Below are 18,735 nucleotides of genomic sequence, written 5' to 3'. Positions count from 1 at the left end.
CGCTCTGGGCGGGCGCGTGGAGGGTGACCGCGTCAAGGGGCTTCGCCGGTCTGGTCAGTTCCATTCTACCAGATTTTTCATCCCGTGGACAACCCTTACAGCCGACCCGGAAGGCGCTTGTTCCGTTCACAGCCGGCGCATGAACATAAAAGCGGGCCATAAAAGGGCCGAAGGCCCTTTTATGGCCCGCTCCCGGTCTCTCGGCAGTTGTCCGGTCACAATAACCAGACTTCGGGATTGGAGGAGGAGACCGCCACCGCCCCCGCACCCAGCGCGTTGAGCACGTCCTCCTTGTCGGAGATGAGTCCTCCCGCGATCATCGGCTTGCGGACGATCGCCGCGAGCCTGCGGATGACCTTGGGCATGGCGCCGGGCAGGATTTCCACCGCGTCCGCCGCCTCGAACGAGAGGTGCTTTTCAATGTTGACCAGCGCGATCGAATCGAGCATAAAGAACCGCTGCACCGCGAGCATCCCGCGCGCCTTTGCGCGCCGGACAAGGTTGGAGCGGGTGGAGATGATCCCGTCCGCCCGCGTGCTCTCCGCGATGAAATCCACGGCGACGTCCCGCGCGGCCAGCCCGTCGATCAGGTCGATATGCACCATCGCGAGCTTGCCCGCCTCATGCACACGGGAGACGACCTCCTTGACGCCCAGCAGGTTGCCGCTCAGCACGAAGACGATCTGGCAGTCGCTGTCCATGCTGCGGGAGAGCCCCGTCGCGTCCTTAACGGCCGCGATGACCGGGTTCTCCTGCAAAAGTTCCACAAACGCTTCATGCCTCACCCACATAGCCTCCCGTCTTCAGTAAAGCATACCTGCAAAAGGAGGTTTTGTCAATCCTCCACCCGGGGACCCGTCCCCGGGTGGAGGACATGTCCGCCCGGCGGCTTTGACCGGATTTCGGCGCAAAAAACGGCCGCGCCTCCGCCGGCAGGCGGACCGCGGCCGTTTTTTTATTCATCCGGGGCGGGGAAGGTCCCCCGGCGCATCCGATCAGGGAAAAACCTTCACGAGCGCGTCGGGGTCGGCGGACTCCTTCGGGTCGGGCGGGGCGAGCGGCTCGCCGAAGGGCATCTGCGCGACCAGCTTCCAGCTTTCGGGAAGCCGCCAGGTCCGGCGGACCTCTTCGTCGATGAGGGGGTTATAGTGCTGGAGCGAGGCGCCGAGCCCGGCCTCCTCGAGCAGCGTCCAGACGTTCAGCTGCGCCATGCCGTTTGCCTGCTGCGCCCAGACCGGGAAGTTGTCCCGGTAGGTGGAGAACCTGTCCGCGAAGTCGTCCGTGACGGCGGTGTCGTCGAAATAGAGGACGGTCCCGTGCCCGGCGGCGAAGGAGCGTATCTTTCCTTCAGTTGCGGCGAAGGCATCCGGAGGCACGATGGCGCGCAGCGATTCCAGCACGATCTTCCAGAGCTTTTCGTGTTCGGCGCCAAAGAGCAGGACCGCGCGCGTGCTCTGCATGTTGAAGGCGGAGGGGGTGACGGAAACGGCCTCCTTCACCAGCCCGGAAATCTGGCTGTCGTCGATGGGGGAGCCGCTGCCGATCCGGTAGCAGGTGCGGCGGGCTTTCAGGGCGGATAAAAATGTGTTCATATGGGTTCCTCCGATCACAGGGTTGCATGTTTGTCGAAAAATCCTCTATAACAGGATCGATTATCATTATTATAATCGCTTTTCCTCCGAAATGCAACCCTAATCGAAAGCGGCCAGCGGGAGACGGGGGACAAGGTCCTGCTGCGTCAGGTAGGTCAGCCCGTCGAGGTAGTCCTCCCGGTTGTCGCCGCGGTAGACCAAGAGCGGGCGCAGCGGGCTGGAAAGCCCCGGCTGGGCGTTCAGACGGTCAAGCGCGTACTGGAGCCACGCCGCGTCAAACAGGCTCCCGCCGACTACGACGAGTTCGGGGTTGGTGACGCAGTTGACGATGGAGACGACGCGGGAGACGATATCAAGGCAGTCCTCCCGGGAGGAGACGCTGGGAAGCAGGTCGTTCAAGGTCTGCTTATGCCCCATCGGCAGGAAGCCGAGCTCCCCGGCGAACTGCTTGGCGCCGTGGACGACCTGCCCGTTGGCAATGACGCCCGCGCCTGCGCTCTCCCGGTCAAAATGGATGTAGGCCATATTGAAGCCCGCGGGACTGCAGGAGGAGTGTTCCCGGTGGTAGCGGTTCATATAACCGAGCGCGGTCGCGTTGAGGTCGTTTTCCAGTACCAGCGGAAAGGGGAAGGCGGAACGGACCCGCGCCCCGAGGTCGTTCGGGACCAGGGTATCCAGTTCGCTGCCGATATAGGCGCGCCCGTTCTCCACGATGCCGGACACGCCGAGCCCGACCGCGCGGACGTCCCAGCGGGAACGGCAGTCCGCGATCAGGCGGAGGACCGCTTCCACCGTGTCGCCGTCCTCGATGGGGGCGAAGCTGTCCGCGGCGACGTCTCCCGTCAGGCCGGTGATCCGGTAGTCGATCCGTCCCCCGGCACAGTAGAGCGCGAGGGTCAGGTTGCGCGCCGGGTTGAGGGCGTACCGCTGGGCGCGCCGACCGCCGCTCGACCGGTCGAGCGCGCCCGCGACAATCTCGCCGCCCGCTTCGAGTTCCTCAAAGAGGTTGCGGATGGTGGTCGCGCTGAGGTTCGTCTCATTGGCCACCTCCGCCCGCGTCGCCGAGCCAAGGCGGATCAGCGTCCGGTAGAGCAGGGTGGTGTTCATCCGCTTCATCAGCTCCGGTTTCCCGGTCACCCCGGTCATCGCGCTCCCTCCAGGCTGTCAAGTTTTTTGCGCAGTTCCCCGAGCAGCGCCGCCTCCCGTCCGCCGGACTCGGCCGAACCCAGCCGGATAGCGGGCTTGATCTTCCCGTGGAAGTCGCTGCCGCAGGTGACCGCGAGGCCGAGCGCCTCCGCCTGCCGGAGATAAAAGGCGGTCTGCGCGGGGGTGTGGTAGCTGCTGTAGGCCTCGAGCCCCGCGACGCCGCAGCGCACGATGCTTTGCAGCAGGGCGGCGTCCTCGTGGATGTTGTTGCCGGGGTGGGCGAGCACCGGAAGCCCGCCCGCTTCGCGCACCAGCGTGACCGCCTCCGCGAGGGAGGGGAACCGGATGGGGATGTAGGCGGGCTTTCCCTGCGCGCAGAAGTCCCAGTAGAAGTTGACGTAGGGATTGTCGGAGCGCGCCCCGCCCGGACGGTAGGGGGAGAGGAGGGGATGTTCCGCGTTTTCCGGCATGGCGAGGGCGACCTCCGCGATCATCTCGCCCGTGACGATGCCGTCCTTGGAAAGCGCCGTCACCGCCGCCAGATCCAGCGGGATCCCACAGGCGCGCACCAGTTCGATTCGCCGCCCGGCGGCGGTTTGCTCCTGCGAGAGGACCGATTCCTCGGCCCGCGCGAAACCGGGGTGGGCGGGGTCGATCCAGTAGCCGAGCAGATGCAGGTCGACGCCCTCGTGGGTGCAGTCGAGCTCGACCGCCGGGATGACCTCGACGCCCAGCGCCCGCCCGGCCTTGAGCATCGCGGGGACGCCGCGCGTCGTGTTGTGGTCCGCCAGCGCGGCGGTTCCGATTCCCGCCCGCCAGCAGAGGAGCGCCAGTCTGGTCGGGGAAAACTCCCCGTCGTCGCTGAAGGAGGAATGGAGATGCAGGTCCAGCCAACTCATATCGTCGCCTCCAATACTTTAGACAGATACTTTTAAAAGTTTCTGATTTAACTATAGGACATCGGAGCGCAAATGTCAATAGGGGGTGTAAATTCCCGGCGGATGGTCTATAATCAAGAAAAGGAGGGGATGGCATGGAGCGTCTCTGGTGCGTGCTGGCAGGGTACCTGTTCGGGTCCTTTCTGACCGCCGACCTGATCGTCTTCTGCCGGACGGGCGCGCGGCGCGCAGAGGGGTTCGGCAACCCCGGCATGGCGAACGTCGCCTCCCGGCTGGGGGCGGGGAGCGGGCTGCTGGTACTCGCGGGGGATATCCTCAAAACGGCGGCGGCCTGCGCCCTCTGCCGGCTGTGGCTCTTCCCCGGGATGGGGCGGATGGCGGTGCTCTACGCAGGGCTCGGCGCGGTGCTCGGGCACTGCTGGCCGGTGTGGAACGGTTTTCGCGGCGGCAAGGGAGTGGCGGTCGCCGGCGCGGCGTCGATCCTTTTTTCACCCCCCGTCGGAATCGCGAGCTACCTGCTCGGCGCGGCGGCGGTGCTGGCGACGGGCTATCTCGCGGTGGGTTCCGCGGTGATCGCGGTGAGCCTTCCGCTCTTGACGGCGCTTTTCGGCCTCGGGCGGGAGGCGGCCGCGGCGGCAGGCGTGATCGGCGGCGTGATGCTGCTGCGGCACAGTGGGAACTTTGCCCGGATGCGCGCGGGAACGGAAGGCCGGGCCTCCGTCGCGTCGCGGCTGAAAGCCTATTTGAAGCGGAAATCATTTCACTGAAAAAGGAGCGCCGCGAACGGCGCTCCTTCGTATATCGGCGCGGAATCCGCGCACCCTAATGCGGGGTGAACGCGGATGGAAAAATTCAAGGAATACGCCGCCGTCTGCACGGTCGGATCGGTGGGCTACAGCGCGATCGAAGTGCTCTGGCGGGGTTTTACCCACTGGACGATGGCGCTGACCGGGGGCGTCGGCTTTTTGCTGCTCTACCTGACCGACCTGCGTATGACGGGGCGGTCGATGCTGCAAAAATGCGCGGCGGGCAGCCTGGTGCTCACGGCGGTGGAATTTGTCGCCGGGTGCATCATCAACAGGGGCTGCCGGCTCGGCGTCTGGGACTACTCCCGCCGGAAGGGGAACCTGCTCGGGCAGATCTGCCCCCTGTACAGCGCGCTCTGGTTTTTGCTCTGCATCCCGGTGCTCCCGCTGAGCCGCGCCCTGCGCGAACGGCTCTGCCAGGGCGGAAGCGGCCGGAGGATCGAGACCGCCTGACGGATAAAAGGCCGCCGTGCATCGCACGGCGGCCTTTTCAGCCTTCGCCGGGTTCGCGGGGCGCGCCGAGGCCGCGCAGCCTTTCAAGCGGCGACTTCCGCGCGGACTCTTCGGGGAACACCTTTGCGGCCGCCTCCCGGTAAAAGACGCCGAGCTCTCCGAGATAGTGCTCGTGCCACGGCTTGCTCTTGCCGCAGTAGTGGATGACGGCGGTGTTCTCCCGCACCCATTTGAGGTCGATCCTGCCGAGGGTGGCCACCTTGACGGTGTTGAAATAGCGCGCGTCGAAGTTATAGACGCGCGGGTCGAGCAGGACGGTGCGGTCGTGGTAGAGGGCGTTGAGCACGTCCTGGTCGGGAAGGATGAGCTTTTCCCGGTGGGCGCGGATGAACTCCGTCACCTCATCGCAGTCCTGTCCGGCGCGCAGCGCGTCCAGGTTCATGAGCAGCACGCCGGAATTGAAGTATTCGCTTTCCTCGGGCATGTCGAGGCGCAGCTTGTACTCCACCTGGGAGACGGGGTTGACCGACCGCGCGGCCGCGAAAAAGTGTTCCCCCAGCTCCATGCCGTAGAGCGGGGCGAGCGGGCGGTTGATCACCATGTCCGGGTCGAGGTAGAGGGCGCGCCCGAGGGTTTGGGGCAGCAGGCGCGCCGAAAAGATGCGGTAATACATCTCCTTGGGGAAATGGAAGAGCACCTTCGCGTCCGCCATGAAGTCCTCCGGAACGCGCACGTCGAAGAGGCGTAGCCTCCCGTCTGGAAGGGCGGAGCGGGCAAAGGAGAACGCCTCCGGGGAGAGGGAGGCGTGCAGGACGTAGACGTCCGCCTTCTCCCCGGGATTTGCGTCGAGCAGGCTGCGCAGCATCACGCAGAGCGGCCGCAGGTAGTTGGCGTTGAGCGAAACGACGATATTCATCGGCTGCCTCCGAAATCAAAATAGGGATGAAAATATTATAATCCCCGTATCGCGTCTTCGCAATACGGGGATTATGAACGATTTGTATCAGCCGAGGTTCTGGATGGTGAAGCCTCCGTGGAACTCGTCGGCGGTCAGCCTGACCTGGTAGGCGCCGGATACGGGAAGCGCGATGGTCTGGCTCCCGCTCGCCTCGGAGAGGTCGTAGCCCTCAAAATAGATCGTGCCGTCCGGCCCAGCGATCCGCATGTCCAGCGTACCGCCTTCGGTCGAGACGTCGACCTGCACCGTCGTGGGGTTGGAAACGGGCAGATCGAAATAGTAGCTGTGCGCGGTCATGCCGTCCGCCGAATAGACGATACGGTCGGGCCACTCGTTGCTGAAGCCGTCGTTCTCGAGGGGCTCCAGCGGCGGGAGGGCGCTCTCACCGGAAAAGCCGTCCCGGGCGGACGATTCTTCGCCCTCATGATACCAGTCCGCATCCACCCGGCGCACCAGCTCGTCCAGCTTCATGTCGAGCTGATACCGGTCATAGAGGTCGAGCCCGAAATCGACCTCCTCGCCGTCGTAGCGGAACGTCAGGTTGAGGATGTCGAGGCCCAGGGGATCGAGCTTGGAGAGGATATTCTGGATGTCCTTCGCAAAGGACTCCTTGTCGTGGTAGGGGCCGTTGAGGTTGATGTGCAGGTAGACGCGCGCGTCCCCGGCGAGCTCGTCGTAGCTCATGTCCGGCGTGTACTGCTTATAGTAGGGGAGCTCGGCGTTCACATACATCTGCCCGATCAGCTCCCGCTCGTCGATGAGGCTTTCGGAGATCCGCCCGCGGAGCTGGGTGTGGAACTCGTCCCGCACCTGCATGGCGGGCGGGCCGAAATAGTTCCAGGCGGCGGGCACGGCGGCGAGGCAGCCGCCCGCGACGATGAGCACAAAGCAGACGAAGCCGCTGAGCAGGTCGTATTTGAGCTTCTGGCCCTTGTGGGCGAAGTAGTTGTAGAGAATTTCGACGCCGAGGAGCACAAAGATGAGAGGGGAAAGCTTAAAGACGAAGACCAGGTCGAGGGAGGGCTTGAACATCGCGGCCAGCGCCACGATGCCGGTGACGATGAGCGCGAAGCCCATCGTCATGGTCCCCACCCGGCGGACCGGCTCCTCCCGCTTGCGGGAGGGAGTCGGCTCCGGCGCGGGGGATTCCGCCTTCGAGGCGCTGCTCCGCGCGGATTCCTCCTCGGGGGTTTCCAGGGACTCGATGCGTTCTTCGTTATTCATTGGAATCCCCCCTGTACTCGACGAATTCTTCCTCCGGCTGCACATGGCGCTTTTTGCCCTTCACGAGGTAGATGCCGAAGAAGATGACGGCGACCGCCACGACGACTGAAGGGATGCGGTTGAGGATGCTGCGGAGGTACCAGCTCTCATACCCCATCGTTTCCACAAAGTAGTAGATTAGCGGGGAGACGAAGCTCGAGAAGATCGCCCAGCCGCCGATGAAGATGAGCCCGCCGCCGATGAGGACGTGGCGCTTTTCCAGCAGGGGGCGCAGGCCGCTGAAGACGGAGCCGTCGACCCGCAGGGAGAAGGCGTTGTCCATCTGAAGGCGGTCCTCATAGGGGAGCTGCCTGATGTTGAAGGTCTCGAAGAAGGAATAGAACCAGATGATCGGCAGCAGCCAGTAGAGAAACTCGAACTGGAAGAACCACGCGACCGCGCAGACGCCCCAAAAGACGGACATGACTGCCAAGCCCTTTTTCATCATCCCAAGGTACATTTCACCCGCCCCGGGGATGAAGGCAAAGCAGAAGGTGAAGAAGCTATTCTTTTTCATGTTGGGAACCCCTCTCAATTTTCAGACTTTGGAGAATTTTATCCAGTGTTTCCGACAGGTTGTCGGTAAATTGCGTCGTCCGCTCGCTGAAGGTCGCCGCGCCGTTTGCCAGCGCGTCGAGGATCTTGCCGTGGTCGTTCTGGACGTCGACGTTGAAGAGGCCGATGTTCCAGAACATGATGGCGAAGCAGGCCGCGGCGGCCGCCGTCGCGTATTTGTTGACAAAGAGCTTACGGGCGCGCTCGCGGATGCGCCGGAAGACCGGAGGCGCGACCGGCTCGGGGGGAGAGAGCAGCTCGGAGCCGTCCAGGAGGGCGGCGTACCGCTCCACACAGCGGTCGCAGAAGGAAAGGTGCTCGGAAATCTCCAGACGTTCCATCTCGTCGAGCGGTTCGTCGCGCAGCAATGCGCCGAACGCGTCGTCCGTCAGATGCCCGTTTGGATCAAACAGTTCTTTCATCGTTGTACCCCCTCCTTTACGAGTAGTTCCTGTAGCTTGCTTCGCGCCCGGTAGAGCTGCGTCTGCACCGTTTTTTTCGGCCGGTGCAGGGTTTCGGCGATCTCCTCGATGGTTTTTTCCTCGAGGAAGAAGAGCACCGAAACCTTTTGGTAAGGCTCTTTGAGATTGAGGATCGCCTGCCGGATCACTCCGGTTCCCTCGTCGGTTATGTACAGCCGCTCGGGAGAATTCTCGGCGCGGATGAGGTCCATTTCGCTCATGTCCTCGGATAGGCAGACGCGCCGGTTGTAAGCGCTCTTGAGGTAGTCCTTGGCCTTGTTGGTGGCGATGCGCGCGAGCCAGGCCTTCAAATTGTCCTCCGTCACGGTGTCGATGTGGGCGTATGCGGAGACAAAGGCGTCCTGCGCGAGGTTCTGCGCCTCGTGGTAGTCGCGCACGAGCTGGTAGCAGATGGTAAAGACCAGCTTTTCGTACTGTTCCACCATTTCCTGAAATTTTTCATTTGTCATCCGGTCCTGCCTCACCACCTCAATTGCCTTACACCCATCAAACGATGCTGCGCGGCATTTGTCTTCAAACAGCATACACGTTTTTTTCATTTTTGTCGATTGGCAAATCCGCGCACCCCTTATGCCAAATTGACCCGCCGCGCCCGCTGTGGTATGATTGGCAGGACAGGGGGGATTCTCATGCGAAAGATGCTGGCGCTCGACCTGGACGGCACGACCTTCGGGGTGCGCACCCAGCTTTCCGAGGCGAACCGGCGCGCCCTGCTCGCCGCGAAGCGGGCGGGCACGGCCGTCTGCTTTGTGACGGGGCGCAAATCGGTGGAGCCGATTTCGCATCTGTGCGCGCTTGCCGATTATTTCGTGCTCAACAACGGGGGCACGGTGGTGGCGGCGCCGGACATGGAGCAGCTCTATACCACGCTCGTCGAGCGGTCGGACATGCTCCGCCTCATCGACTTCTGCCTCTCGCAGGATTCCGCCATCCTCCACCTGATCTCGGGGGACTACTGGGGCGTCAACCGCATCACGCCGGGGGTGCTCCGGCAGCGGGAGGAATTCGAGGGCACGCCGGTCGTCTACCGCGGCGCGGACGACCTGCCCTTCGAGACGCTCGACGGCTTCGTCGTGAGCGAAAACTACGGCCCGGTGCGGGAGTTCATCGAGCGGGAGGGTCTGCGGCTCACCTGCGCGGTAACCAACGCCACCTCGATGGACGTGATGCCGGAGGGGGTTAACAAGTGGCGCGGCACGGCGTACGTCGCCGCCCGCGAGGGCATCGCGCATGAAAACATTGTGGCGGCGGGCAACTACTATAACGATCTCGAGCTGATCCGGGGCGCGGGGGTGGGCATCGCGGTGCGCAACGCGCCGGAGGAGGTGCGCGCGCAGGCCGACTATGTGACCGCGCGCACCCACCTGGAGGACGCGGTTGCGGAAATCGTGGAGAAGTTCATCCTGTGAGCGGGAAAAAGAACGCGGAAAAGCCCTTTCGCCGCGCCTACATCGAGATCACAAACGCCTGCAACCTGAACTGCGCCTTCTGCCCGGGGACGCGGCGCGCCCCGCGCGTTCTGTCCCCGGAGGAGTTTGCGCTGCTCGCGCGCGCCGTCAAGCCCCATACCGATTATGTCTGCCTGCACCTGATGGGGGAGCCGCTCCTCCATCCCGCGCTCGGGCTCATCCTCGAAATCTGCGGGGAGGAGGGCCTGCGGGCCAACCTCACGACAAACGGGACGCTGCTGGAGGATGTAAAGGATATCCTCTTGTCGGCGTCTGCGCTGCGGAAGCTCTCCGTTTCGCTCCACAGCTTCGAGGCCAACGGGGACGGCCCGCCGCTCGAAGCGTATCTCTCGCGGGTGCTGCCGGTCGTGCGGCTGGCGCGGGAGGCGGGGATCATCTGCGAACTGCGCCTCTGGAACGGCGGCGGCGCGCGGCGGCTCAACGGGCGGGTCTGCCGCGCAATCGAGCGGGAGCTCTGCGTCCCGGTGGGGGATCCGCCGGACAGGGTCTGCGACCGCAAGCTCGCGGAGAACCTGCACCTTGTGACCGCGCCGGTCTTCGACTGGCCGGACATGTCCCTGCCCGCCGGGGAGGGCCGCGTCTCCTGCCTTGGGATGCGGGACCATTTCGGCATCCTCGCGGACGGGACGGTGGTGCCCTGCTGCCTCGACAGCGAGGGGACGGTCGCGCTGGGCAACGCCTTTGAGCGCCCGCTCGGGGAGATTCTCGATTCCCCCCGCGCCCGGGCGATCGCGGACGGCTTCTCCCGGCGGACCGCCACGGAAGAGCTTTGCAGGCGGTGCGGCTACGCGCGCCGCTTTTGACAGGAGGGACTGCTATGGAATTTTCAGCGGAGGCGGTCCGGCGGCATCTGTCCGCCGGCCATAAGCCGCCCGTATACTATTATGAGGAGCTCGGTTCGACGAACATCGAGGCCCGGCGGCTCGCCCGGGAGGGCGCGCCGCACGGCACGGCGGTGCTCGCCGAGCGCCAGACGGCGGGACGCGGCCGGCTGGGACGCAGCTTCTTCTCGCCGGGCGGGGCGGGGGTCTATCTCTCGATGGTGCTGCGCCCCGGGCTTTCCGCCGCCGATACGGCGCTCGTCACCCCGGCGGCGGCGGTCGCGACCGCGCGCGCCATCTCCCGCACCGCGGGGGTGGAGGTCGGCGTCAAATGGGTGAACGACCTCTATTACGCGGGGAAAAAGCTCTGCGGCATCCTTGCGGAGGCGCCGCTCGGCGCGGACGGCAGGCCGGAATTCGTCGTGATCGGCATCGGCGTCAACGTGCTGGACGCGAGCTTTCCGCCCGAGCTTTCCGGCGTGGCGACCTCGCTCGAAGCGGCGGGAGCGGGGGAGGCCGACCGGGCCGCGCTGGCGGCGGCGGTCATCGCGGAGATGCTCGCCCTCTGCGGCGGGCTCGGGGAGCGGACTTTCCTCGCGGAATACCGCGCGCGCTCCTGTGTGCTCGACCGGACGGTGACGTTGGTGCGGGGAGAGGAACGCCGGGAGGCCTACGCCGTCGGGATCGACGACGACGCGCGGCTGCTGGTCAGGATGCCCGACGGGAGCAGCGAGGCGATCGGCGCGGGGGAGATCAGCCTGCGGGGAGACTTCGCGTAACCGCGCGCGGATTGCGACGCGATCGTGAGAATGGACGAGCAATCAGGAGAAAACCGGCGACAGATCGGGAAAAATCGGTATAACAGCCTGCTACAAGGGTAGCAATTTACCTTGATAAAGTGTAAAATGTTCAAAAGCGGCCCGGATTTTGCCCTGCCGCCGCCCTTGAGGCAAAAATCAACGATGAATTGGGAGAAAGCATATGAAGAAAATTTTGACCGTCCTTCTCGCCGCGCTGCTCTGCCTGACCCTCTTCGCCGCCTGCGGCGCCCCCGCCGAGCCCGCCGCTCCGGCGTCCGAGGCCGCGCCCGCATCCGAAGCCGCGCCCGCGCCGGAAGCACCGGCCGAAGAGCCCGCTGCGGAACCCGCCGAAGCGCCTGCCGACGCGGCGCTGCCCGAAACGTTTGTCCTGGGCCTCGACGCCTCCTTCCCGCCGATGGGCTACCTCGACGAGAACAACGCGATCGTCGGCGTCGACATCGACCTTGCCAGGGCGGTGTGCGAAAAGCTGGGCATGAAGTTCGAGCCCAAGCCGATCGACTGGGACGCCAAGGACATGGAGCTCGGCACCGACAAGATCAACTGCATCTGGAACGGCCTGACCGTCACCGACGAGCGGATCGAAAACTATGAGCTGAGCGACGCCTACATGGACAACGAGCAGGTCATCGTCGTCATGCAGGACTCCCCGATCAAGTCGAAGGCCGACCTGGCGGGCAAGATCGTCGCCGCGCAGAAGGATTCCTCCGGCCTCGAGGCGCTCCAGAAGGATGAGGTTTTCCCGTCGATTAAGGACGGCGTCGCCAAGGAGTACGCCAACTATGTCGACGCGCTGACCGACCTTGAGATCGGCCGCTGCGACGCGATCGTCATGGACTCGGTCGTCGCCAACTACTACATCGCGGAGAATGCCAAGCCGATGACCATCCTGGAGGACAAAATGGCCTCCGAGCAGTACGCGATCGCCTTCAAGAAGGGGAACACGGCGCTCAAGGACGCGGTCTGGAACGCGCTGGGCGAGCTGGCCGACGAGGGCAAGATCGCCGAGATCTCCCAGAAATGGTTTGGCCGCGACGACATGATCAAGGTCAAATAAGTTCGGATCCACCGCAATACGCTGCACTCCCGACCGGGTTCCCCGGCCGGGAGTGCGGGCTGTTTTATGGAGCCAAACGCTTTTGTCGGGCAGCGTGTTAGCGTCATAAAAGAGCCCGCATCATATCACTTACATAGGAGCGTGCCTTTATGTCAATCAGCGAGATCGCAACCACCACCAGCGCGATCCTGCAGGGTCTGGGAACGGTTCTGACCCTCTTTTTCGTGGTCCTCGTCGCGTCGCTGCCGCTCGGCTTTTTGATGACGCTCGGCACCCGCAGCCGCGTCGCGCCGCTGCGCTGGATCATCAACGCCTATATCTACGTCATGCGCGGCACGCCGCTGATGCTCCAGCTCTTCTTCATCTATTACGGCCTGCCCTTTGTGAACGACTTCTTCAAGACCGCGCTCCATTCCGCGATGGTCTGCGCTCTGATCGGCTTCTCCCTCAACTACGCGGCGTATTTCGCGGAGATCTTCCGCGGGGGGCTCCTGTCGATCGACCGCGGGCAGTATGAGGCCTGTCAAGTGCTTGGGCTTAACAAGGTACAGACGACCTTCCATGTGATCCTGCCGCAGATGATCCGCGTCGCGCTGCCGAGCATCACCAACGAATCGATCACGCTGGTCAAGGACACCGCGCTCGTCTTTGCGATCTCGATCACCGAGATCCTCTATTACGCCAAGGCGGCGGTCACCCGCACGGGCAACGTCTTTCCCTATGTGATCGCGTTCGTCATCTACCTGGCGATGAACACCGTCCTCCAGTTGTTCTTCAACTGGCTGGAAAAGAAAATGGCATATTGAGGAGGACGGGGAAATGAACCTGATCGAAGTAAGCGGCCTCAAAAAGGGCTTTTCCGGACAGGATGTGCTCACCGACGTGAGCTTCACCGTAAAGCGGGGCGACGTGATCGCGGTCATCGGGCCGTCAGGCGCGGGCAAGAGCACGATGCTGCGCTGCCTGATCGATCTGGAGAAGGTCGACGGCGGGAGCATCGTCGTGGAGGGGGAGCCGTTTGTCACCGACGGGGTCTATCCGCCGGCGGCCAAGGTGCGGGCCATCACCGCGAAGATGGGAATGGTCTTCCAGTCCTTCAACCTTTTCCCGCATCTGTCGGTGCGCAAAAACCTGACGATGCCGCTCGTCAAGACGCAGGGCGTCGCCCGCGAGGAGGCGGACGCGCGCGCGATGTCCATCCTCGGCAAGGTGGGGCTCCAGGACAAGGTCGACGCAATGCCCTCAACGCTGTCGGGCGGGCAGAAGCAGCGGGTCGCGATCGCGCGCGCGCTCATGCTCAACCCCGACATCATGCTCTTCGACGAGCCGACCTCCGCGCTCGACCCGCAGCTCACCGCCGAGGTGCTCGGCGTCATGCGCAAGCTCGCGGAGGAGGGGATGACGATGGTGGTCGTCACCCACGAGATGTCCTTTGCGCGGGACGTGGCAAACAAGATCCTCTTCATGTGCGACGGGGAGATCGTCGAGTCGGGCCCGCCGGAGGAGGTCTTCGGCAATCCGAAGGACCGCCGGATGGCGGAATTTTTCGGCAACGTGTCCTGAAGACCGCCCGTTTTTTGTCCGCACAAAAAATTTTTCCAGTTTTCCTGAAGTAATCCGCGCGTTTGGGCATACTCTATGAGGGAAGAATGAAGCCCGTTGCGGGCAATGACCAAAGGAGAATGTACCATGAAAAAGATATTCGCTGTTCTGCTTTCCGCCGCGCTGTTCGCCGGGATGCTTGCCGGGTGCGGCTCGAAACCCGCGGCCTCCGGCGATTCCACCGAGATGAAGGAGGGGCAGACGATCCAGACGGTTGTCGACCAGATCATCGACGAGGTGGGGATCGCGATGCCCGCCGAGATCGACGACACCCTCATGAAGGACGTTTTCTACATCGACCCCGAAAAGGACGTGGACGAGTATTACGGCCAGTTCGCGATGGTCAATGTGAGCGCCGACAACCTGCTTGCCGTCAAGGCGAAGCCGGAACAGAAGGACGCGGTGATCGAGGCGATGGGCAAGCGCCTCAAGGATGTGCAGGCCTCCTTCTCGAACTACCTGCCCGACCAGTCGGAAAAGGCGCAAAAGGGCCGCGTGGTCGACCGTGGGAACTATGTGTTCCTGGTCATCCTCGGAGAGAGTCCGGAAACCTTTGACGACGACCTCGACCGGGCGGTCAAAATCATTGACGAGGCGTTTGCCGCTTAAATCTTGCATAAATCCGCAGGATTTGGTAAAGTGTACTGGATAGCTTCTATTCGGTACACTTTCATTTTGTGACAAAAAGGGGAGAAACCCGTGGTATTCAGCAGCCTGCTGTTCCTGTTCTGCTTTTTGCCGGTGACCTTCGCGGTCTACTATATCGCGCCGGTGCGGCTGAAAAACGCCGTCCTGCTGGTAGCGAGCCTCGTCTTCTATTCGTGGGGGGAGATCCGCTTCTTCCCGGTGATGATCGCGGTCATCCTCGTCAACTACTTCGCGGGACTGGCCATCGGCCGGTGGAAGCGGAACCGCGCGCTCAGCCGCGCCGTCCTGCTCCTGTCGCTCGTTTTCAGCATCGCGTGGCTCGTCTTCTTCAAGTACAGCAATTTCCTGATCGACAACTGGAACACGCTGACGGGGATGGCGGTGCCCTATATCGAAGCGGCCAGGACCCTCCCGCTCGGCATCAGCTTCTACACCTTCCAGATCATGACCTATACGGTCGACGTCTACGCGGGCAAGGTGGAGACCGAACGCAACATCATCAATTTCGGCACCTTCGTCGTCCTTTTCCCGCAGCTGATCGCCGGCCCGATCGTCAAGTACTCCGACATCAGCCGCGAGCTGCACAGCCGTAAGATCACCCTCGGCGCGGTGCAGGACGGCATCGGGCTCTTCATCCTCGGCCTGGGCAGCAAGGTGCTGCTCGCCAACTCGATCGGCGCGTTGTGGAACGACGTGGCGGCGGTCGGGTTCGCGAACGTCTCGACCGCTTCGGCGTGGCTCGCGCTCATCGCCTTCACGCTCCAGATCTACTTCGATTTTTCCGGCTATTCGCTCATGGCCATCGGCATGGGCAAGGCGCTCGGGTTCACCTTCCCGCAGAACTTCAACTACCCCTACATCTCCCGCAGCGTCACCGAGTTCTGGCGGCGGTGGCACATGACCCTTTCGGGGTGGTTCCGCGACTATGTCTATATCCCGCTCGGCGGCAGCCGCAGAGGCCCGGCGCGTAACGTCCTGAACCTGCTGGTCGTCTGGGCGCTCACCGGGCTGTGGCACGGCGCGAGCTGGAACTTCGTGCTGTGGGGGCTCTACTATTTCGTCCTGCTCATGATCGAACGGATGGGCCTGCGCGTGTTTCTGGACAGGCACCCGCTCATTTCTCACGCCTATTCGCTGCTGGCGGTCATGCTCGGATGGGGGCTCTTCGCCATCGAGGGGAGCTTCGGTGCGCTCGGCGTCTTCTTTGGGAAGCTGTTCTCCCTTACGGGCGGGAATGAATGGATGTTCTACCTGCGCAACTATGCGGTCGTGCTGGCGCTGGGGATCCTTTTCTCCATGCCGGTGCTGAACCGCATCCGCGACCGGCACCCGAAGGTCTGCCGCGCGCTCGCACTGCCGTTTTTGGGGCTCATACTGGTGCTTTCGGTCGCCTATCTGGTGGACTCCACCTACAATCCGTTCCTCTACTGGAACTTCTGAGGAGGGAGCATGATGCAGACCTTAAAAAAATATCCGCTCGTCTTCCTCTTCGCGGCCTTTCTGCTGATCGTCTCGGCGGCGAACCTGCTGACCCCCGACCGGGAGAAGAGCGAACTCGAGAACCGCCCGCTCGCCCAGAGGCCGAAGCTGACGGCGACGGCGCTGCTGGCGAAGGACCAGGAGAACAAGTACACCCAGCGGTTTGAAACCTACCTCAACGACCAGTTCGTCGGGCGGGACGGGTGGATTACGCTCAAATCGGTGAGCGAATCGGCGTTCGGAAAGATCGAGAACAACGGCATCGTCTACGGGTCGGACAACTACCTGTTCGACCGGTACGGGACGGTGGACGAGCGCCGGTTTTCGATGAACATCGAGCTGCTAGGGACCTATCTGGCCTCCTACCGGGACACCGCGCCGATCACTGTGGCGGTCATCCCGAACTCCTATGAGATCCTCGCGGACAAGCTCCCGAAGGGCCTGCAAAACGTCGGCCAGGCGGCGCGCGTCGCCGAAATCTACGGTGCGCTGCCCGGCGGCACGGACACGCTCGACCTCTTCCCGGTGATGCGGCTCGCCGCGTCGGAGCGGCAGGCCTACTACCGCACCGACCACCACTGGACGACCTGGGGCGCCTACAACGCCTACCGCGCGTTCGTCGAGTCCCGGGGGCTCAAGGCGGTGGAATTTTCTGCGCTGGAGCCGCTGGGAAGGGAGGCTCCCGGCTTCTACGGCACCTACTTCAGCAAGTGCAAGCTCTTTTCCGCGGTCCCGGACACGATCGAGTGGTACGACATCCCCGTCTCCTCGGTCACGGTGGGCGGGGAGGAGAAGCCCGGCCTTTACGACGCGGAGAAGTGGGGGGAGCGGGACAAGCACGCCGCCTTCCTGTGGGGCAACAGCGACCTGACCGTCGTCAAATCGGAAAACAACCTCAACCACCAGGAGGGGCGGACCTCCCGCGTCCTGCTCATCAAGGACAGCTATGGGAACCCGTTCGCGCCCTTTCTGACCTACAGCTACGACGAGGTGTGGATGGTCGACCTGCGCAACCTGACGGCGCCGATGAGCGAGGTCATGGCGCGGGCGGAATTCGACGACGTGCTCGTGATGTACAACTTCGAAAACTTTGCGCAGGACTCGAATTTCACCTTCCTCAACCGTTGACGATCAAAAAAGACAGCCGCCCGCGGGCGGCTGTCTTTTTTATTTTTTCGTCTGTTCGGGCGGGTCGCCACCGGGCAGGGCGTCGAAGTCTGGAATCTCCGCCTTCATCGGGATATTGAGCTCGAGCGTGCGGGTATCCGCGCCCGCGCCGGGCGCTTCGCTGGGATTCTCCGGTTCCGTGGGAGGAAACTTGCCCCAGCGCTTGCCGATCTTCCCGGTGAGGATCAGGACCAGATAGAGCAGCCCGAAGAGGAGCAGGAACCCGAAGAGGAACCGCAGAAACACATAGGCGTTGTCGGGCTGCGGCTCCACATAGCCGGGATACCGCTCGGGCGGCAGGTAGGGCGAGAGGCCGGACGCGTCGGTCGAAAGGGCGATCACCGCCGCCTCCGTTGCCGCGACCTCCGAAGGCCCGCCGGGGGTGGCGGCGTAGCCGCCGTCCTGCTGCCGGAAGGATTGGAGCGCGTCGTGCAGGTCCCGTCCGTTTTTGGTGAACCGCGCGTCGCCCAGGCCGATGCCGCAGGTGCGCACCGCCGTCAGGACCGCCGCGGTGCTTTCGCAGTCGGGGCGGCCGTTGCGGAGGAAGGCGCCGTCCTCATCCTGCTGGGTGCTCAGCCAGGAGAGCGCCCGGTTGACCGCGGTGTTCACGTAGGGGATGTCCCGGCTCGCCGCGAGGACGGTGACCGCCCGCGCGGTGGTCCGTACGTCCGGGTCGCGCCCGGCGGCGGAACCGAACCCGCCCGCGCGGAGCTGGGAGGATACGATATAGTCGATGACCGCGGTGGGGGAGTTGTGCGCGGAGACGGGAGACTGCGCGTCCGCCGCGCTGTAGGCGGCCAGCGCCAAAAGCGCGCCGTCCAGCCCCTCCTGGTAGATGTTTTCATGGGAGTAGAGGGCGGAAACAAGGTCGGTCTTTTCAAACGAGGCGGGATCCTGCCCGCTCTTGACCAGCCCGATGATGCCCCGTTCCAGCGCGCGGGGAGAGGAGAATCCATCCGCTACGCTGCCGCGCAGGTCCCCGGACAGCCTGGTAACGGCGTCCTCCCGGACGGCCTGTCCGCCGAGCGAATAGGCGAGAATGCTGTTTTCTCCCGGGGGATTGGCGTCGAGGTACCGCCAGGTCTGTTCGGCGACGGGGGCCGGGGCAGCGTCGCCGGGAAGGGTTTCGGCGCTGGCCGTGACGGCCGAAAACAGGAGCAGCGCGCCGGCGGCAAAGGCCGCGAACCGTCTTTGCAAGCAGCAGTTCCCCTTTCATTAAGTGGCTCATAAAAGTATAATACATTGCCGGGTGGATTTCAACTGCATTTGGAAATACATTTTTGCCCAAAATAGGGTTTGAAAGATGCGCCTCCATCATGTATAATAGCTAGAGGAATATCGACGGAAAACGAATAAAGAAGGTGCTCATGTGGCGACAAAATTTATTGTGCCCCTCCAAAAGCTGATCAGGGATTTTAACCTTGAGGTGGTCTATCTTCCCGAAGACGCCGCCGGGATCTCCATCTCCACGCCCGAGGTCAACCGGCCGGGGCTGCAGCTGTCCGGCTTTTTTGATTATT

At 63.4% G+C, this 18,735-nt stretch carries 21 protein-coding genes and 1 pseudogene; 12 read left to right on the top strand and 10 right to left on the bottom strand.

Annotated features, from left to right (window positions below; genetic code table 11):
• Positions 1 to 215 precede the first annotated feature (215 nt).
• The 4 genes from ACZO3G_RS08300 to ACZO3G_RS08285 all read right to left on the bottom strand — a co-directional run bounded on the left by ACZO3G_RS08300 (position 216) and on the right by ACZO3G_RS08285 (position 3,637).
• Positions 216 to 785 (bottom strand): glycerol-3-phosphate responsive antiterminator, encoded by a 570-nt coding sequence (locus tag ACZO3G_RS08300; RefSeq protein WP_242970833.1) that lies wholly within the window; start codon positions 783 to 785, stop codon positions 216 to 218.
• A 210-nt stretch (positions 786 to 995) separates the two neighbouring features.
• Positions 996 to 1,592, bottom strand: coding sequence for a nitroreductase family protein (locus tag ACZO3G_RS08295; protein ID WP_277138408.1), 597 nt, complete (start codon positions 1,590 to 1,592; stop codon positions 996 to 998).
• Positions 1,593 to 1,691: 99 nt separating this feature from the next.
• A complete protein-coding gene (locus tag ACZO3G_RS08290) occupies positions 1,692 to 2,738 on the bottom strand; it encodes an ROK family transcriptional regulator (RefSeq protein ID WP_101550853.1) in 1,047 nt (348 codons plus the stop codon).
• Complete coding sequence (locus ACZO3G_RS08285; protein ID WP_276872479.1) at positions 2,735 to 3,637, bottom strand: PHP domain-containing protein; 903 nt, start codon at positions 3,635 to 3,637, stop codon at positions 2,735 to 2,737. Before ACZO3G_RS08285 ends, ACZO3G_RS08290 begins: the two co-directional genes overlap by 4 nt.
• 134 nt (positions 3,638 to 3,771) lie before the next feature.
• Between ACZO3G_RS08285 and ACZO3G_RS08280 the strand changes: the two genes are divergently transcribed.
• Both ACZO3G_RS08280 and ACZO3G_RS08275 read left to right on the top strand, forming a co-directional pair.
• Positions 3,772 to 4,404 (top strand): glycerol-3-phosphate acyltransferase, encoded by a 633-nt coding sequence (locus ACZO3G_RS08280; RefSeq protein ID WP_276872480.1) that lies wholly within the window; start codon positions 3,772 to 3,774, stop codon positions 4,402 to 4,404.
• 75 nt (positions 4,405 to 4,479) lie between these two features.
• A complete protein-coding gene (locus ACZO3G_RS08275; RefSeq protein WP_101550849.1) occupies positions 4,480 to 4,896 on the top strand; it encodes a putative ABC transporter permease in 417 nt (138 codons plus the stop codon).
• Positions 4,897 to 4,933: 37 nt separating this feature from the next.
• On the opposite strand, the gene ACZO3G_RS08270 is transcribed toward ACZO3G_RS08275, so the two are convergent.
• From ACZO3G_RS08270 to ACZO3G_RS08250, 5 genes are all read right to left on the bottom strand, one after another.
• Entirely contained in the window at positions 4,934 to 5,812 is an 879-nt protein-coding gene (locus ACZO3G_RS08270; protein ID WP_486847043.1) for a glycosyltransferase family 8 protein, read from the bottom strand.
• 87 nt (positions 5,813 to 5,899) lie between these two features.
• The gene (locus ACZO3G_RS08265) at positions 5,900 to 7,078 is read right to left on the bottom strand and encodes a hypothetical protein (RefSeq protein ID WP_276872481.1); all 1,179 of its coding nucleotides are present in this window, start codon (positions 7,076 to 7,078) and stop codon (positions 5,900 to 5,902) included.
• Positions 7,071 to 7,634: a hypothetical protein gene (locus tag ACZO3G_RS08260; RefSeq protein ID WP_101550842.1), complete on the bottom strand. Its 564-nt coding sequence runs from the start codon at positions 7,632 to 7,634 to the stop codon at positions 7,071 to 7,073. The genes ACZO3G_RS08265 and ACZO3G_RS08260 overlap by 8 nt, the downstream gene beginning before the upstream one ends.
• Positions 7,621 to 8,094 carry an anti-sigma factor gene (locus ACZO3G_RS08255; protein WP_101550840.1) on the bottom strand — a complete coding sequence of 158 codons (474 nt, stop codon included), beginning with the start codon at positions 8,092 to 8,094 and terminating at the stop codon, positions 7,621 to 7,623. Before ACZO3G_RS08255 ends, ACZO3G_RS08260 begins: the two co-directional genes overlap by 14 nt.
• The gene (locus ACZO3G_RS08250; protein WP_101550838.1) at positions 8,091 to 8,603 is read right to left on the bottom strand and encodes an RNA polymerase sigma factor; all 513 of its coding nucleotides are present in this window, start codon (positions 8,601 to 8,603) and stop codon (positions 8,091 to 8,093) included. The genes ACZO3G_RS08255 and ACZO3G_RS08250 overlap by 4 nt, the downstream gene beginning before the upstream one ends.
• 180 nt (positions 8,604 to 8,783) lie before the next feature.
• Between ACZO3G_RS08250 and ACZO3G_RS08245 the strand changes: the two genes are divergently transcribed.
• The 9 genes from ACZO3G_RS08245 (at position 8,784) to ACZO3G_RS08205 (ending at position 17,176) form a co-directional block, all read left to right on the top strand.
• Positions 8,784 to 9,563 (top strand): HAD family hydrolase, encoded by a 780-nt coding sequence (locus ACZO3G_RS08245; RefSeq protein ID WP_276872482.1) that lies wholly within the window; start codon positions 8,784 to 8,786, stop codon positions 9,561 to 9,563.
• Positions 9,560 to 10,426 (top strand): radical SAM/SPASM domain-containing protein, encoded by an 867-nt coding sequence (locus tag ACZO3G_RS08240; RefSeq protein ID WP_276872483.1) that lies wholly within the window; start codon positions 9,560 to 9,562, stop codon positions 10,424 to 10,426. The genes ACZO3G_RS08245 and ACZO3G_RS08240 overlap by 4 nt, the downstream gene beginning before the upstream one ends.
• 14 nt (positions 10,427 to 10,440) lie before the next feature.
• Complete coding sequence (locus tag ACZO3G_RS08235; RefSeq protein WP_276872484.1) at positions 10,441 to 11,223, top strand: biotin--[acetyl-CoA-carboxylase] ligase; 783 nt, start codon at positions 10,441 to 10,443, stop codon at positions 11,221 to 11,223.
• Positions 11,224 to 11,425: 202 nt separating this feature from the next.
• Positions 11,426 to 12,319: an amino acid ABC transporter substrate-binding protein gene (locus ACZO3G_RS08230; RefSeq protein WP_276872485.1), complete on the top strand. Its 894-nt coding sequence runs from the start codon at positions 11,426 to 11,428 to the stop codon at positions 12,317 to 12,319.
• Between the two features lie 149 nt (positions 12,320 to 12,468).
• Positions 12,469 to 13,125 (top strand): amino acid ABC transporter permease, encoded by a 657-nt coding sequence (locus tag ACZO3G_RS08225; protein ID WP_101550828.1) that lies wholly within the window; start codon positions 12,469 to 12,471, stop codon positions 13,123 to 13,125.
• Positions 13,126 to 13,138: 13 nt separating this feature from the next.
• Positions 13,139 to 13,882, top strand: a complete 744-nt coding sequence (locus ACZO3G_RS08220) for an amino acid ABC transporter ATP-binding protein (RefSeq protein ID WP_101550826.1) — start codon at positions 13,139 to 13,141, stop codon at positions 13,880 to 13,882.
• A gap of 126 nt (positions 13,883 to 14,008) precedes the next feature.
• Positions 14,009 to 14,530: a DUF4358 domain-containing protein gene (locus ACZO3G_RS08215; protein WP_276872487.1), complete on the top strand. Its 522-nt coding sequence runs from the start codon at positions 14,009 to 14,011 to the stop codon at positions 14,528 to 14,530.
• A gap of 90 nt (positions 14,531 to 14,620) precedes the next feature.
• Positions 14,621 to 16,009: an MBOAT family O-acyltransferase gene (locus tag ACZO3G_RS08210; protein WP_276872488.1), complete on the top strand. Its 1,389-nt coding sequence runs from the start codon at positions 14,621 to 14,623 to the stop codon at positions 16,007 to 16,009.
• A 12-nt stretch (positions 16,010 to 16,021) separates the two neighbouring features.
• A complete protein-coding gene (locus tag ACZO3G_RS08205) occupies positions 16,022 to 17,176 on the top strand; it encodes a DHHW family protein (protein ID WP_276872489.1) in 1,155 nt (384 codons plus the stop codon).
• A 39-nt stretch (positions 17,177 to 17,215) separates the two neighbouring features.
• On the opposite strand, the gene ACZO3G_RS08200 is transcribed toward ACZO3G_RS08205, so the two are convergent.
• The gene (locus tag ACZO3G_RS08200) at positions 17,216 to 18,412 is read right to left on the bottom strand and encodes a prenyltransferase/squalene oxidase repeat-containing protein (protein WP_276872490.1); all 1,197 of its coding nucleotides are present in this window, start codon (positions 18,410 to 18,412) and stop codon (positions 17,216 to 17,218) included.
• 172 nt (positions 18,413 to 18,584) lie between these two features.
• On the opposite strand from ACZO3G_RS08200, the pseudogene ACZO3G_RS08195 reads away from it, so the two are divergent.
• Positions 18,585 to 18,735: pseudogene (locus ACZO3G_RS08195) on the top strand (HPr(Ser) kinase/phosphatase); the annotation flags it as partial.

It is taken from the genome of Anaerotruncus sp., from assembly GCF_057433415.1.
Note: the sequence above shows the minus strand (reverse complement) of the source record. Positions and strands in the feature narration are given on the sequence as shown.

What these genes read in the sequence shown, in the direction of transcription:
- ACZO3G_RS08290 (WP_101550853.1), bottom strand. Translation starts at nt 2,738, where the DNA reads ATGACCGGGGTGACCGGGAAACCGGAGCTGATGAAGCGGATGAACACC.
- ACZO3G_RS08230 (WP_276872485.1), top strand. Translation starts at nt 11,426, where the DNA reads ATGAAGAAAATTTTGACCGTCCTTCTCGCCGCGCTGCTCTGCCTGACC.
- ACZO3G_RS08250 (WP_101550838.1), bottom strand. Translation starts at nt 8,603, where the DNA reads ATGACAAATGAAAAATTTCAGGAAATGGTGGAACAGTACGAAAAGCTG.
- ACZO3G_RS08205 (WP_276872489.1), top strand. Translation starts at nt 16,022, where the DNA reads ATGCAGACCTTAAAAAAATATCCGCTCGTCTTCCTCTTCGCGGCCTTT.
- ACZO3G_RS08255 (WP_101550840.1), bottom strand. Translation starts at nt 8,094, where the DNA reads ATGAAAGAACTGTTTGATCCAAACGGGCATCTGACGGACGACGCGTTC.
- ACZO3G_RS08245 (WP_276872482.1), top strand. Translation starts at nt 8,784, where the DNA reads ATGCGAAAGATGCTGGCGCTCGACCTGGACGGCACGACCTTCGGGGTG.
- ACZO3G_RS08295 (WP_277138408.1), bottom strand. Translation starts at nt 1,592, where the DNA reads ATGAACACATTTTTATCCGCCCTGAAAGCCCGCCGCACCTGCTACCGG.
- ACZO3G_RS08235 (WP_276872484.1), top strand. Translation starts at nt 10,441, where the DNA reads ATGGAATTTTCAGCGGAGGCGGTCCGGCGGCATCTGTCCGCCGGCCAT.
- ACZO3G_RS08225 (WP_101550828.1), top strand. Translation starts at nt 12,469, where the DNA reads ATGTCAATCAGCGAGATCGCAACCACCACCAGCGCGATCCTGCAGGGT.
- ACZO3G_RS08285 (WP_276872479.1), bottom strand. Translation starts at nt 3,637, where the DNA reads ATGAGTTGGCTGGACCTGCATCTCCATTCCTCCTTCAGCGACGACGGG.
- ACZO3G_RS08280 (WP_276872480.1), top strand. Translation starts at nt 3,772, where the DNA reads ATGGAGCGTCTCTGGTGCGTGCTGGCAGGGTACCTGTTCGGGTCCTTT.
- ACZO3G_RS08220 (WP_101550826.1), top strand. Translation starts at nt 13,139, where the DNA reads ATGAACCTGATCGAAGTAAGCGGCCTCAAAAAGGGCTTTTCCGGACAG.
- ACZO3G_RS08270 (WP_486847043.1), bottom strand. Translation starts at nt 5,812, where the DNA reads ATGAATATCGTCGTTTCGCTCAACGCCAACTACCTGCGGCCGCTCTGC.
- ACZO3G_RS08275 (WP_101550849.1), top strand. Translation starts at nt 4,480, where the DNA reads ATGGAAAAATTCAAGGAATACGCCGCCGTCTGCACGGTCGGATCGGTG.
- ACZO3G_RS08265 (WP_276872481.1), bottom strand. Translation starts at nt 7,078, where the DNA reads ATGAATAACGAAGAACGCATCGAGTCCCTGGAAACCCCCGAGGAGGAA.
- ACZO3G_RS08215 (WP_276872487.1), top strand. Translation starts at nt 14,009, where the DNA reads ATGAAAAAGATATTCGCTGTTCTGCTTTCCGCCGCGCTGTTCGCCGGG.
- ACZO3G_RS08260 (WP_101550842.1), bottom strand. Translation starts at nt 7,634, where the DNA reads ATGAAAAAGAATAGCTTCTTCACCTTCTGCTTTGCCTTCATCCCCGGG.